This is a genomic window from Algoriphagus aquimarinus (assembly GCF_007997215.1).
GTDB lineage: Bacteria > Bacteroidota > Bacteroidia > Cytophagales > Cyclobacteriaceae > Algoriphagus > Algoriphagus aquimarinus_A.
Genome location: NZ_VORW01000001.1, coordinates 283,260 through 298,240 on the forward strand (window position 1 = coordinate 283,260; position 14,981 = coordinate 298,240).

Consider the following 14,981-nt stretch of genomic DNA (forward strand, 5'->3'; position numbering starts at 1 on the left):
ATGATGCTAACTACAAAAACAATTAGTAAGGGATTTGTAACTGCTGGATTAATGAATATGGCAGTACTAGTCTTTTCAAGATTCTTCACCAACCCTGTCATTCCTGAATTTGATCCGGTTGTTATGTCAAATTTCGGATTGTTGATGATTGTTGTTTGGGGATTAGCCTATATATCAGTCGCAAAAAATTACCACCAGGTGAAATGGCTGGTGGGAGTCTTTGCCATTGAAAAACTCATTTATGGCTTTATTTGGATAAAATGGATGCTCAACAATAACGTTTCAGATGTTTTCGAAAAAGACATAATGGCTGGTATATTTTATTCTGTTTATGGGGTAAATGACTGGATATTTTTCATCTTTTTTTCATTCGTTTTCATCCGTTTGATTAAATCTGTAAACAGTTAATCAAACTCAGTGCATAACTCGCGTTATGACAATCAGCCGCTCAGCAAGACCAAGGTTGGCGTTTACTGAAAGGTTAACAGTGAACGAAAAAGCATCCGAACTACATCCCTTATGAAAAAAAAATTAGCTGTGTTTTTTGCTTTGATTGGATGGTTTGCAGTAATAACGCAATTCATCTTAATGCTTGAAAATAGAGTCACCTCTCTTCCAGAAACCGTGATTAGGTTTTTTAGTTTTTTCACCATTTTAACTAACACACTGGTAGCAATCTATTTTACTTTGGTTTCTATTGCTAAGAATCAAGAATCTAAACCGATTAATGCCCCTGGAATTCTTACCGCGATAACAGTCTATATCATCATTGTTGGTTTGGTGTACCAGCTTGTACTAAGGCAAGTTTGGGATCCTCAAGGATTGCAGATGATAGTGGATGAATTACTTCATACCGTCATTCCAATTCTAGTAATTATATTTTGGTCTATATATGAAAGAACTAAATCTATTAATTACTCTCAGATATTGAAATGGGCTATTTACCCATTAACATACTTACTATATGTCTTAATACTAGGAAGCTTTTCTAATTTCTATCCCTACCCATTTATCGATGTTGCCACTATAGGAATGACAAAAACTCTTCTTAATTCGACGGTCTTACTGTTGATTTTTTTAATGATCTCTGCCTTCCTGCTTATGGTAGGCAAATCAATTATTAAGCGATAAAGAGATTGCAGAATTGATTTCTAAAATCTCTACAGAACCTTATCTTATTCAGACCTAATGAGATGTACAAAAAAGAGGGGAGACTATCTATGATAATCTCCCCTCTTTTTATGATGTTATTTCCCTAAAGCTGATGGCAATTTACCAAGTTCTTCCTCCTCTTGGAGGGCCTCCTCTTTGCCAAGGCTGCTCAGTTTGCTCAGGCTGCTTGAAATTGCCCAATATGTAAGTGAATGTCAGCAAGCCGTAGCGCGTCAATACATTCGTATATACATCGGATACAGATACCGCTGAAATAGTACGTGAGATGCTATTATTCTGATTCAGCAAATCAAAGATTACAACCTTCATCTCTGCCTTATTATTTTTGGCAAATCTGTAGCCAGCCTCCATATTCCAAAGCCATACTGACTGATCAAATCCTTCGGAAAGTCCACGATATAGACTGTTGCTGACCGTATTTCCAACAAATAGCTTTCCACCATTAGGTGAGTAATACAAGCGTAGATTTGACTCTTGGATGTAATAGTTATTGTTCAAATTCTCTTGCAAGCTTGAATTTACAATCGTGTACGTTCCTGTAGTACTAATGGTAAAGTCAACATCCTTACTGATGTTAGAAGTAAAGGTGACACCCTGACCTAGATTAATGTTGTCATTGATGTTTTTCTCGCCATTGATAATACCTGGAGATCTGTTAAATCCAACTCGTGTGTTCAAGTTGATATTAGTCTTGATTCCTTTAATTGGAGCTCCATATGTCATAAACATCGTGCTGTTAAAGTTTCCGTCCAAGTTGACCGGCTGGGAAATCTGTCCTCCTGGACGCAATAATATTTCTCCATTGATCAAGGTATCCTGGGCAGCAATGTATGTAGCGCTACCAATGTAATTCTTGGTTGCAGATACGTTGGCAAATATGAAGAAGGTACGGTTTTTCTCCATGTTGAATTTGCCGATGTTTGCGAATATGCTGTTTTGGAAACTCTGCGCCAAATTAGGATTACCTACACTTAGGCTAAGTGGGTTTTGATTATTCACCACATTTTGAAGCTGACTTACTGAAGGTTCGTCCGTGCTTGTTCTATACCTTAAGCGGAAATTCAGTCCACTTTCTCTATTTCTAAAGCTAACACTTGCGCTAGGTAAGATATTATTGAAATCACGTACGAAAACACCCTCCGTCGGGAAGAAAGCCTCATTATCCAGTTTGGCATATTGGTAATCCAAATTGGCACTCAAATTCCAACCTGCACTATTATAAGCATAGCCTGTTCTTAATCTCTGTGTGATGAACTTGTTATTAAATTCATTACTCAACGCGGTATCCAAAACGGAAATATTCTCATCGTTCAGAACTCTTGTCTTTTGATTTGAATCAGTTTTATTGTTCCCCACCTGATAGCCAATAGTAGCAATTGATTTTTCGCTTAAAGGCTCTGTCAAGGTCGCATTTACTCTATAGTTGAATCCCTGGGAGAGTAGATATGTTTCTTGCAGTGTAGTATCTAATTGGTTCCTTCGATAATCTATACTAGCTCCTGATAGCTCGGAATCTTGGTTTCTATTGTTCCAAGATGTATTTACATCCGTAGAAAAAGTCCTCCCCTTCTTATCAAACTTATATCGGTAAGTCAAGTTGTTTCCGATATTATAGGAATTAGTCTTGGCATTCGTGATAGAGCGAAGCGAGGAAAGTGAATCTGTGCCGTTTGACAAAGTCAAGGCATCTCTATCACTGTATGTTTTGTTTGTTTGGAATGAAATATTCGGTGTAATAATTAATGAGTTTTTTTCATTCAGATCAGCTTCGATTCGGGCATTGGCTCTGTGATTGAAATTTTCCACAGAATTGATCAGGTTTTCCTGATAATTCTGAGTGGTTGTTTCATTGATTACAGTTTGACGATTGGTGATTTGTCTAAGGGTATTCTGTGTGTTATTGAAAAAGTAACTTCCTGTAAAGTTGACCTTAGTGCCCAATTTGTCACTATAGTTTAGACCCATAGCATTGGTAGTAATTGTACCAATGTCGTTACCTCCGTAAAAGTTGTTATTGCCACCGCCGAAACCTCCACGACCTCTACCGCCACCCCCGCCAGAAGAGTTTGCATTTACTCCGGCAAGATCATCGCTGGAGAAATTTTGTTGATTGATATTGTTGAAAAGCCCAAGGATAGAAACTCTTCTATCTCCGCTGAAGAGGTTTAAACTTCCTCCAGCATTGTATTTATTATCTGTACCATAACCCGCATATGCTCTACCGAACTGGCCGTTTTTACTGTCCTCTCTCAAAATTATATTGATAGTCTTCGTATATGTCCCGTCATCAAAGCCAGTCAATCGACTTTGATCAGATTTTTGATCTAATATCTCCACACGGTCGATGGCATCAGCAGGGAGATTTCTCAAAGCAATATTTGGGTCTGAGCCGAAGAATTCTCTTCCGTCTACCAATATTTTTTGCACTGCTTCACCTTGCGCTTGTACTTCGCCATTTGCAATAGTAATACCTGGCATTTTCCTTACGAGGTCTTCAGCCATTCCATTTTCCTTGGTTTTGAATGCGCTGGCATTGAAAGAAGTGGTATCTCCTCTCATTTCGCCAAGAGGATTCTGACCTTCTATTATCACTTCTCCCAGTACTTGAGCATCTTCTACAAGAGTAAACACGCCCAGATCAATTGGATCTCTTCCCGTATGAGTTTTAGTGATTGTTTCGTAACCAATAAATTTGATTTCGATTTTTACCGATGGAATTGCAGGTCTAACAATTTCAAAATAGCCTTTTCCATCCGTCACAGTACCGACCAAAAGAGAATCTGTAACTGTTTTGATGAGCACGTTGGCGCCCGCCATTGGAGTTTTTGTGACTCCATCCATGACGGTTCCTGTTAATTTTCTTTCTGGACGGCCTTCGCCCGTTGGTCGCTGTCCAAATGCTGATGAGCCAATTAATAGGCAAAAAATCAGTAAAATAAAGTGGTAGTTTTTCTTCATGTCGATGCAAATTTCTACTACTTTGACTTATTAAGAATGTCAAAGGTTTATTCTACATCTAAGGAAAAATAAGAATGGGGTTTGGGTTGGATAAATGGTATAAAAACCATTTAAAAATCATTACAACTAAACTTTACCCATCAGGTCAGCATAAGAGATTCCAAAATGACTGTTGTCGTAAATGACATCACCATTTTTAATCAATAGTACCTGAGGAGATTGATGAGGAACACGAAATTCTTTTGCCACCAAATCCGAGATTTCACGGCCTGCAATCAAATCTAAGTAATAGGGCTCCACTTTCTCAGCATCAGCGTCTTTCCACTTCCGGAGTAAACGATCCAAAGACATACTACTGATTGAGCATCTGGTACTATGTTTGAAAATCATCACAGGCTTTTCTTCGCTCAGCAATTTGATTTCCTGAATTTGTTCGGCATTAGTCAGTTTTTTCCAATTCATTTTATCGAATTCTTATTTTTGGGGCAATAGTTGCTGAGACTACTTAGGTTCTCAGCAAAACAAACTTGATTTATGAAAATACAGTTCCTTGGGCGGTCTATAAAAATTCAATTATCAGTTGTACTGCTATGCCTCGTTTTATATTCTTGTAAAAGCATAAACCCTGCCATTGACCCAGGACAACCTTCCACGCCTCCGCCGGCTACTGCGGAAATGAATGTGCCTCTCAAAATACCCAAAGCAACTTTGGATAAATTACTAAACGGTCAAATCCCTTCAATCCTGCTTCAGGAGAAAGGAATGGATATGGGAAGTGGAATTAAAGGAGATTTGCTGCTGAAAAGAAATGGAAAAATCAGCTGGACTGCTCTTGATAGCCAGCGGATACAGCTTACTGTTCCGATAAATATTACAGGAGAAGTGGGACTAAAGCCCAAAGGGCTGGGAAGTTTGTTTCAATCTAAACTGCCACTGAATGAGGATTTTTCACCGGTATTTGTGATAGATCCTGTAATCAATTCCAATTGGGGAATTGGAGCTGAGAGTTTCGAACTTGTAGATTTGGGCGGGAACCTGGCAGTGGAAGTACTGGGAATGCAAGTGGATCTAAGTGGACTATTGAGTAAAGAAATACGAAAATGGGGAAATGAAAATCTAACGGGAGGAAAAGAAATTGCAAGTTTAAAAACGTTGGTGGACCTGGCTTGGTCACAAGTAGGAAAACCATTTGAAGTAGATTGGACAGCTGGAAAAACGGCCTTTTCCATACAGCCTGAGCAAGTAAGATTACGTGAGTTTTTTGATAAAGAGGAGAATTTCAATCTATGGCTAGGTATGGATGGTAAGATTAATTCTCACCCAGTAGATGCGGCACCTTCCCGACCTTTCCCATTGCCGAAACTCAGCTCAAACCCAAACTCAGCAAATAGTCTTGAAATGCTGCTACCCTTGACGATCAGTTACGATAGATTGGATGCTATACTTAAAGAGAATGTGGAAGGGAAGCAATTTCGTGCAGATAGAAAGACTACACTGATTCCATCAAATATTAAAACCAAAGCATTTGGCGATTTGCTTGCAATCAGCATGGATTTCATTGCTGAGCAATCGAACGGAAAGTCTCTAAACGGAACCTTGTTCGCAGTGGGTAAACCAACCTACGATGAAACGACACAAAGTCTGATTTTCACTGACGTAAATTTCAAAATGGAAAGCGGAAGTCTAGGAGCTCAAACTAGCATTGGTCTTAAAAAGGGTAAAATCATTCGTCAGATAGAAAAGAAGGCTGTTTTTCCGATTGGAGATTTATTGGATGAAAGTGTCGGAAGTATTAAAGTCCGCTTGGGCCTGAGCACACCGATTTCAAATATGAATATTACTGATTTGGAAATAGCTCCAGATGGTTTTTATCCTACTGCCTATGGCTTAATGATTCAGATGAAAGCAAGTGGTAAAGTGAGTGTGGACTGGAAATAGATCCTATTTTACAATCACTTTTCTCACCAACACGTTCGATCCGGTGGATAATTGAATCAATATCATTCCTTTAGGTAGATGTTCTAACCTGACTTCTTTTGATCCATTGATCAGGTCAAGGGACTGAATCACTTGACCAAATGCATTGATGACTTGGAGGCTTTGATAATTTGCATCCCCTAGCTCCAAAGTTAAAGTGCCTGAAGAAGGATTTGGAAATATCCGAACAGTTAGATCCTCTTTCTCAGGCAAACCGGTAATCACATTGACATTCACATTGAGGATTCTGGCTTCACCCTCATTGCATTCATTTTCAGGAGTGACACTTAGCTGGAAATCGCCTTCTTTTTCCCAAAGAACTGTTACCTTTTCTGTCCCTTGACCTTGAAGGATTTTACCCCCTTCGCTAGAGATTACCCATTTAAAATTTACTCCCTCCTGCGCAGGAACCTCATAGTTTGTTTCCCAAAGTCCAGTTTGGGCCTCACCTGCGATTTCTCCAGGTTGATCTGGAGCCAAGTTCACCGAAATAGGTTTTAGAACAGCAGCAGCTTTTCCGCATGCATTTTCCTGAATCACAGAGATTTTTTGACTACCTGAGGTATTCCATTTTACCTGAATCTGAGAAGTACCTTGACCATCAAGCACTTCTCCCCCGCTTGTCTCCCAAGTATAAACTACCCCAGCTAGGTTTGGTAGGGTGTAAGTCTCAATTTCATGTAAACAAACGGAGCCATTTCCTTCAATTTGAATAGTAGAAGACGGAATAGCCGATACAATTACTTCCAGTGAGGAAGTTTTGCCGTTGCCGCAAAAATTCTCCATGCTTACATAGACACCATTTCTTCCAGGTTTATTCCATAGTACTTCCACCTGACTGGTTCCTTGCCCTGAGATAATCTCGCCGCCATCTGCACGCCAGACTAATTGGGCACCCGGGACCGAAGAACTTGAAATAGAATAGTTGCCGACCGTCAGACATAGCTGATTCTCTCCGGTAATCTCACTCAGTGATGTGGGTGGAATACATTCATACCTTAGAATCGTACCATCTTCTCCTACGGCAAAAGCAATAGTTGGAGTTCCTACACTTATGCCTGTTAGATTTCGGCTTGTTCCACTTGGGATTTTAACCCAAGATTCTCCCCCATCTTTTGTCTGAAGTACCTGACCATTGTCACCTGAGATAAATCCCAAATTCTTGTTCCAAAAGTCTACCGAAGTGAAATTCTCAGTAAAGGGAACATCAATCTTTCTCCAAGTCTTTGCCATGTCCACAGACTTGAGAATGACCCCTGCATTGCCTACGATCACAGCAGAATTCGAGTCTAGTTTCGCTAGGGCATTCAAATCTTCTGAAGTCAATTTTGGTAGATTCTCCCAAGTATTACCACCACTGGTCCAGCTTATCTGCCCATTATCTCCCATCGCAAAACCCACTTGGTAGTCAAAAAAGGTGATATCTCTGAGATTTTCGGTTGTGTTGGTGACAATACCAGCACGGTCCCAAGTGCCTCCTGAGTCAAAAGACCTCGCGATGTAGCCATTTGTTCCCGTGATGTAAAGTACTGACGGAGCAAAAAGATAAAATCCAGTGATTGTTTCTGGTGTTTGGGCATGTACAGGAACCCAAGTAGAACCGCTATTTGATGTTCGAAACATTTTTCCTGAATAGGATCCCACATAGCCAAAAGCTGTATTCCAATAGTCCAATCCTACAATATCAATTTCTTCTGGAACTGGTCGATACACCACACTGGTGGCACCATTGCTAGTGATATAATCAGCGCCTTTCTGACCGATAATGTGACCAACTCGGTCAGATTTAAAGTCGGTACCAGAGAAGTCATTTCGAATCCCTGCCAATCGCTGTATATAGGTACTTCCTGCATTGGTGGAAGAAATGAGATAGCCTTCCTGACCAACTGCAAACACAAGATTGCTTGCTGGCTTAAAAGCTAAGGCTTTGATGTTTCGAGTATTTGTAGCGCCTAAATTGGCTTTGCCAAACGTTGCTGCAGAGTTAGTAGATCGAAGAGCGGTAGCTAAATCACCAACTATGGTGACTATGCGTATGTCCAAAGGACTGATAGCTACTTTCTTTAAATCCGTAGTCACAGGAGAAATCTGCGGCAGCCAAGAATTACCTCCATCCAAGGTTTTGAGGATGATCCCTTCGTCTCCAACTGCATATCCTATAAGAGGAGTAGAGAAAGCAATCCCATTTATATTTGTCGATTGCCCAGAATTCAAAGAACTCCATTGATTACCTCCATCGTAGCTTCTTAAAATTACGCCTTGATTTCCTGCTACATAAGCAGTGTCAGCATTGATAAAACTTATGTCATTCAGACTTTGATTAGTACCAGAAGTAAGCTTGGTCCAAGTCTCTCCCTGATTGGTGGAAAGCAAGATTTGGCCACCACCTGATGTTGCGAGCAATCTATTCTCAGAGGATTTCGCTATGCTTTTCAGAGTTTGTGTGGTACCTGATGTTTTTTGACTCCAGGTATATCCTCCATCTTGGGTTTTAAGTATTAATCCAATATCCCCCACCGCTACTCCAGTATTTGCGTCCCAAAAGACTACATCCAATAACTTTCCTTCAAAACTTATAGGAAGCTCTTCCCAAGTAAGGCCACCATCTGACGTACGGATAATGAGATTTTCTCCTACGCTAAAACCCACATTACCATCCACCCAGGCGATAGCTTCAAGGTCTAGGCCCCAGCTTTGCATTCTGGCCCAGGTTTGGGAAAAAAGCTGAGTGCTAATCACCATCCCGATTAAAAATAGACCTAAGGTTTTTTGCATGAGCTTATATCGTTAAACAAAAATAAGTTATTTCAGGTCTTGTCAAAGAGAAGTGAACTACTTAAGCTAATTACACAGCTTAGAATACAAGGAATTCAGGGAAATCTAAGCTGTGATTTGTAGTTTTATCTTCTCTTAACTGCAAAATCTCATGAAGAACTTCCTATACTTTCTAATCCCAGCAGTACTTTTCTTGGCTTGCGGTCCACAAGAGCGTATTTCTAAGAGTGTTTTTGATGAGGTAAATAAAGGTATGGAGGCCAAGAAGCTTTCTGAAGCTCAAATTACTCAGGAGGCGATGATTTGGGGAGACTCCATAAGTAATGATGCACAACAGCAATTAATGGCAAATCTTCATAAAGCTGTGAACGAACAAGGAGCTGCAGGAGCTCTGGAATTTTGTAATGTAAATGCTGCCCCAATAATTAAGGAATTGAGCGAGAAATATGGAGTTTCAATTAGACGAACTTCATCTCGCGCAAGAAATCAAGACAATTTACCTACGGAAGAAGAATTCCCAATTCTGGATGCCTACCTGTTTAATGCTGAGAACGGCATCGAAAACGAACCAAACATTCAGACCATCGAAGGTGGGGATGTTTTGCTGTACACTAAAGCAATTGTCATTTCTACCGAATTTTGTTTGGCGTGTCATGGGTACCCTCAAAAGGATATAGAAATAGGTGTCTTAAGTAAGATAGATTCTCTTTATCCACGAGATCTTGCGCGTGGATTTGAAGTTGGAGATTTGCGAGGAATGTGGTCTTTGAAAATTCCAAAAAAAGCTGTAGTCCTACGTTTTTAGCAAACGATTGCAACTCCATTTTGAGGCATTTTTTAACTTTTTAGATACAAAATAATATTTCGTTATTCTTTAAATTATCTATTTTTTCATGAAATAATGCTATTATGTACGGTTAATTATATAGTTACAACTCCCATATGTCAAAATTCAGTCAATTATCAGCATTAAACAGTTTGCTTTTGCAAAAGCATTGGTGGAAATTGAATTGTTAAAATCTATTAAATATCAATAAACCCCTATGCCAATGAGAAACTTTACTCATTTTAAGCTTTTCAGCTTGACAATAATATTTTGTCTAGGACTGATTAGCACAGGATTCGCACAGACCCAGGAGGTGTCTGGTGTGATAATTTCAGGAGAGGATAATCTACCTCTGCCTGGTGCCTCCGTCCTTGTGAAAGGCACCACAAATGGTACCGTCACTGACATTGACGGTAGGTTTGCGCTCAATGTATCCGGTCCTTCAGATGTCTTAGTGATATCATTTATCGGTTTCACTCAAATGGAAGTTGCAGTTGGTTCTAGAACTGTATTTGATCTCACTTTGTCGCCTGACACAAAATCACTAGAAGAAGTGATTGTTGTAGGTTACGGTGAGCAGAAAAAAGAGACTATTACTGGTGCCGTTGCTACTGTAAAAGGTAAGGAACTAACCAAGTCTCCAGCTATGAACTTATCCAACTCCATTGCTGGCCGTATGGCAGGTGTGGTAGCGGTAAACAGAAGCGGTGAACCAGGTTATGACGGATCAAGTATCCGAATCCGTGGTTCCAATACACTAGGTAACAACAGTGCATTGGTAGTAATCGATGGTATTCCTGCAAGAGCGGGTGGTTTGGAACGATTGAATCCAAATGATATCGAAAGTATCTCTGTATTGAAGGATGCATCTGCTGCGATCTACGGATCAAGAGCAGCAAACGGTGTAATTCTAGTAACTACTAAAAGAGGTTCTGTTGGTGCACCGGAATTAACCTTCCAAGTGAATCAAGGACTTGCTCAGCCTGCACTGCTTCCTAAGTTGGCAAATTCCGCTGAGTATGCAAATGCGCTGAATGATTTGGATATCTATGCTCTTCCTACTTCAGAATGGGCTGCAGCAAATGAGGCGTATAAGCAGAATGGACAATACACTAGACCAAATGGTCAGGTGAGATCTGCTCCTTATACTCCTGCTGAGATTGAGCTTTATAAGAATGGTTCTGATCCTTGGAACTATCCTAATACAGACTGGTATGGCGAAACTCTAAAAACATGGTCTCCTCAGAGCATGTATAACCTACAGTTAGTAGGTGGTAGTGAGAACGTGAAGTATTTGACTTCTTTGGGCTATCAAAATCAGGATGGTTACTACAAGAATTCTGCAACAGGCTACAAGCAGTATGATTTCAGAATCAACTTAGATGCAAATGTGAATAAGTACGTTAAGGTAGGATTGGGAATTTTAGCGAGAGAGGAATCTAGATTCTTCCCTACTAGAGGTGCCAATGCAATTTTCCGTATGCAGATGAGAGGTAAGCCTAATCAGCCAGCTTACTGGCCAAATGGTAAGCCAGGTCCAGATATCGAAAACGGTGAAAACCCTGTGGTAATTACCACTGATCAGACTGGATATAGCACTGATAAAAGAGACTACATTCAAACTACAGGTACTTTGGAAATCAAAATACCAGGAGTGGAAGGTTTGAAGTTTACAGGAACAGCAGCTATAGATAAGTATATCAGAGCGACAAAAACATGGCAGATTCCATGGACTCTATATGAGAGAGGAAAAGGGTTCGAAGCAGACGGAGTCACTCCGGTATTGGTTCCAAGTAAAAGAGGTCCAGCTGAACCGCGTCTAAATGAAGGCAGCGAACAACAGTTAAACATTCTACTTGGTGGAGTGTTGAATTACGACAAGAAGTTCAATGACGTTCATACACTAAACATAGTAGCCGGTGTTAACCGTGAGACTATTGAGGGAAACAACTTCAATGCGTATAGAAGATTCTTTATATCTACTGCGATTGATCAGATGTTTGCCGGTGGTGATCTTCAGAAAGATAACGGTGGTGGAGCTTTCAATAGAGCTCGTCTGAACTACTTCGGTAGAGTGGCTTATAACTACAAGGAGAAATATCTTGCAGAATTCCTATGGAGAAATGATGGTTCTTACATCTTCCCTGAAGCTACACGCTTTGGTTTCTTCCCAGGTGTGATGCTAGGATGGGTTGTATCTGAAGAAAGCTTCTGGAAAAACTCATTAGGCAAGACTTTCGACTTCTTCAAAGTAAGAGGCTCTTGGGGACAGTTAGGTAATGATCAGATTGGTGAATATCAGTTCCTATCTACTTATGGATTTAGCTCCTATATCGTCGGTGGTGCTGAGACAAAAACTCTTTATGAAACAAGAGTTCCAAATACAGCTATTACTTGGGAAGTTGCGAATAACTCTAACTTAGGTTTTGAAGGTCAATTCCTTCAGGGCAAAGTTTTCTTCGAGTTTGATTTGTTTTACAACAAGCGTACAAATATCCTTTGGCAGAGAAATGCTTCCGTTCCACAATCTACTGGACTTAACCTTCCTGCAGAAAACATAGGCGAGGTAGAGAATAAAGGATTTGACTTGAACCTTGGTATTAGAGGTGGTAAAGGAGAATTCAAATATTCTGCAAGTGTAAATGGAGGCTATGCCAAGAATAATATTTTATTCTGGGATGAATCTCCAGGAGCTCCTGAATGGCAAAGATCAACCGGCCGACCTATGAACACTGGCTTAGTTTATCTATATGATGGTGTTTTCAAAGATCAGCAAACAATCGATGCTGAGACGATTGACTATACTTCTATTACAAATAACCTACGTCCGGGTGATATGAAATATAAAGATTACGATGGTGATGGTAAAATCACTCCGGATGATAGAGTTCGTTTGGATAATAACACTGTACCTACTTTCCAAGGAGGTATTAACTTATCCGCAAACTGGAAAGGTTTTGACGTCTCTGTTTTATTGCAAGGAGCAGCAGGAGCTAGACAGTACATCAGTGCAGGTGAGTCTGGAAATATTGGTAACTACCTATCTGATATCTATGACAACAGATGGACTATTGATAATCCTAGCAGCACTGATCCAAGAATTGCCAACAGAAATGATCAGTATTACTCTTCAGGAAACGATTATTGGTTTAGAAGTTCTGATTACTTGAGACTGAAAAACTTGGAGGTCGGATATAACATTCCTGCACATCTTACCGAGAAAATCGGAGTTAAGAATGCACGTTTTTATGTGAATGGTCTAAACCTGATCACATGGAGCAAGTCGAAAGTATATGATCCTGAGTCTGAGGCTTCTACTGGACAGTACTATCCACAAGCTAGAGTACTCAACACCGGTCTTTCTGTTTCATTCTAAATAACACGACATAATGAAAAGAAATATAAAACACTTAGTAATATTATTTGCAGCGAGCTTAACAATCGCCAGCTGTAATAGTGATTTCCTAAATACAGAGCCGCTTGGTGAAATATCCCAGTCTGCTGTATGGTCTGACCCTGCTTTGGCAGAGGCATTTGTAACTGGTACATATCAGGGATTTGGAAATGGAGGATTTGATGAGCAAATGCTTGCTTCATTGACAGATGAGGCGATGTTTACTCACCCTGGACGTGGTATCACTACAGTAACGGAGGCAAGAGTTAACTCTGCTGATCAGGGCTGGATAAACAACACCTACAGCTGGAGTAACATGTATAGCTACATTCGTAGAACGAACATAGCAATCGAAAACCTTTCTGATCCTCAATTCCCAAATGATGGTGGAATCGCGGATAGATTGCTTGGTGAAGCTAAATTCATGAGAGCTTATTACTATCACCAGTTGGCGAGATATTTTGGAGGAGTTCCATTAATTGATCGACCATACGGATTAGGTGAAGATACTTATGAGGAAGCAAGAGCTACTTGGGAGGAAACTGTAAACTTCATTGTTGCTGATTTGAACGAAGCAGCAACTTTATTAGAAGGAAAGAACATGGCTAAAGGCAGAGCAAATCAATTAGCTGCTTTGGCTCTGAAGTCAAGAATCCTACTTTATGCAGCAAGTGATCTTCATGATGGACCTACTGCTAAAGCTAATTCTGCAACTCTTTCAGGTTATACCAACTTGGATTTGGTCGCATATAGCGGAGGTAACAGAGCCGAAAGATGGCAAAAAGCTCAAGCTGCTGCTATGGAAGTAATTCAAAAAGGATCTGGTAACCTGTACGGTTTATCTGCTCCAGTTTCACATGAAGCAGGTATTACTAACTACATGAATAACTCTTTAGCCAGAAATGGTGGTGAAAAAGAGCTTATCATGGCTAGATACTTCATTAATGCAAAACTAGAGAACGGTGGACGTCAAGGTCTTTTCAATGGACCTAATGGCTATAACAACTGGGCAGGAAATAGCCCTGTTCAATTGCTAGTAGATGATTATGAAATGATGGATGGAACTGAGTTTGACTGGTCAAATTCAGCACATGCTTCTGCTCCATATGAAAACAGAGATGCCCGATTCTATGCTTCTATCCTTTATGATGGAGCTCAGTGGAAGCCAAGATCCAATGCAAACAAGCCTAAGGATCCACTTGGACAAATTCAGGCCGGTAAATATGAAGTAACTGATGCCTCTGGTGCTAAAGTGACTCACTTCGGATTGGATACTAGAAACAGTTCTATAGAAGATTGGAATGGTAGCTATACTGGTTACTATATCAGAAAGTTCACTGATCCAAATCCTGCAATTGTAGATCAAAACACTTGGCAAGAAATTCCTTGGCCTTTATTAAGATATACTGAGGCAGTATTGAATTACGTCGAAGCATCTATCGAACTAGGTCAGGAAGATGTAGCTCGTACCTATTTGAATCAAATCAGATTTAGAGTAGGTCAGCCAGCTATTACGGCTACTGGTGCTGCATTGAAAGATGCTTACCGAAATGAAAGACGTGTTGAGATGGCTTACGAGGAGCAAAGATACCATGATGCACGTAGATGGATGATTGCTAACGAGACTTTAGGAAGAAAAGCGAATATCATAAATATCACTGGTACACTTAAGCCAGGAAAGACGCTTTCTACTTATCGTTATGATACAGACGTTTATAACTATGTATACAAAGTTCTTCCAATTGATCCAGGAAAAGAAAACAGAACTTGGTTGGATAAAATGTATTTCGTTCCTATTGATAGAAATGAGATTAACAGAAACTCAAATCTGATCCAGAATCCTGGAATAGAATAAAAAGTAAGAATTCTATTAAATTT

Annotated in this window: 9 protein-coding genes; 6 read left to right on the forward strand and 3 right to left on the reverse strand. The window is 40.0% G+C overall.

The annotated features are described in order from the left end of the window. Nucleotides 1-3 precede the first annotated feature (3 nt). Nucleotides 4-408, forward strand: coding sequence for a hypothetical protein (locus ESV85_RS01315; RefSeq protein WP_223275884.1), 405 nt, complete (start codon nucleotides 4-6; stop codon nucleotides 406-408). Between the two features lie 111 nt (nucleotides 409-519). Continuing rightward, nucleotides 520-1,131, forward strand: a complete 612-nt coding sequence (locus ESV85_RS01320) for a Pr6Pr family membrane protein (protein WP_146914433.1) — start codon at nucleotides 520-522, stop codon at nucleotides 1,129-1,131. A gap of 141 nt (nucleotides 1,132-1,272) precedes the next feature. Here the strand turns inward: ESV85_RS01320 and ESV85_RS01325 are convergent, their stop codons facing one another. After that, nucleotides 1,273-4,131: a TonB-dependent receptor gene (locus ESV85_RS01325; RefSeq protein WP_146914434.1), complete on the reverse strand. Its 2,859-nt coding sequence runs from the start codon at nucleotides 4,129-4,131 to the stop codon at nucleotides 1,273-1,275. 126 nt (nucleotides 4,132-4,257) lie between these two features. After that, nucleotides 4,258-4,593: a bacillithiol system redox-active protein YtxJ gene (gene ytxJ / locus ESV85_RS01330; protein ID WP_146914435.1), complete on the reverse strand. Its 336-nt coding sequence runs from the start codon at nucleotides 4,591-4,593 to the stop codon at nucleotides 4,258-4,260. A 72-nt stretch (nucleotides 4,594-4,665) separates the two neighbouring features. Here ytxJ and ESV85_RS01335 point away from each other — a divergent pair, with 72 nt between their 5' ends. Then, entirely contained in the window at nucleotides 4,666-6,069 is a 1,404-nt protein-coding gene (locus ESV85_RS01335) for a DUF4403 family protein (protein WP_146914436.1), read from the forward strand. 3 nt (nucleotides 6,070-6,072) lie between these two features. Here the strand turns inward: ESV85_RS01335 and ESV85_RS01340 are convergent, their stop codons facing one another. Then, nucleotides 6,073-8,808, reverse strand: coding sequence for a YCF48-related protein (locus tag ESV85_RS01340; protein ID WP_191321875.1), 2,736 nt, complete (start codon nucleotides 8,806-8,808; stop codon nucleotides 6,073-6,075). Between the two features lie 226 nt (nucleotides 8,809-9,034). Here ESV85_RS01340 and ESV85_RS01345 point away from each other — a divergent pair, with 226 nt between their 5' ends. The 3 genes from ESV85_RS01345 (at nucleotide 9,035) to ESV85_RS01355 (ending at nucleotide 14,958) form a co-directional block, all read left to right on the forward strand. After that, nucleotides 9,035-9,688 carry a DUF3365 domain-containing protein gene (locus ESV85_RS01345; protein WP_146914438.1) on the forward strand — a complete coding sequence of 218 codons (654 nt, stop codon included), beginning with the start codon at nucleotides 9,035-9,037 and terminating at the stop codon, nucleotides 9,686-9,688. A gap of 244 nt (nucleotides 9,689-9,932) precedes the next feature. Beyond that, nucleotides 9,933-13,085 (forward strand): SusC/RagA family TonB-linked outer membrane protein, encoded by a 3,153-nt coding sequence (locus ESV85_RS01350; protein ID WP_146914439.1) that lies wholly within the window; start codon nucleotides 9,933-9,935, stop codon nucleotides 13,083-13,085. Between the two features lie 13 nt (nucleotides 13,086-13,098). Beyond that, nucleotides 13,099-14,958 (forward strand): RagB/SusD family nutrient uptake outer membrane protein, encoded by a 1,860-nt coding sequence (locus tag ESV85_RS01355; protein WP_146914440.1) that lies wholly within the window; start codon nucleotides 13,099-13,101, stop codon nucleotides 14,956-14,958. The last annotated feature ends 23 nt before the right edge of the window (nucleotides 14,959-14,981 follow it).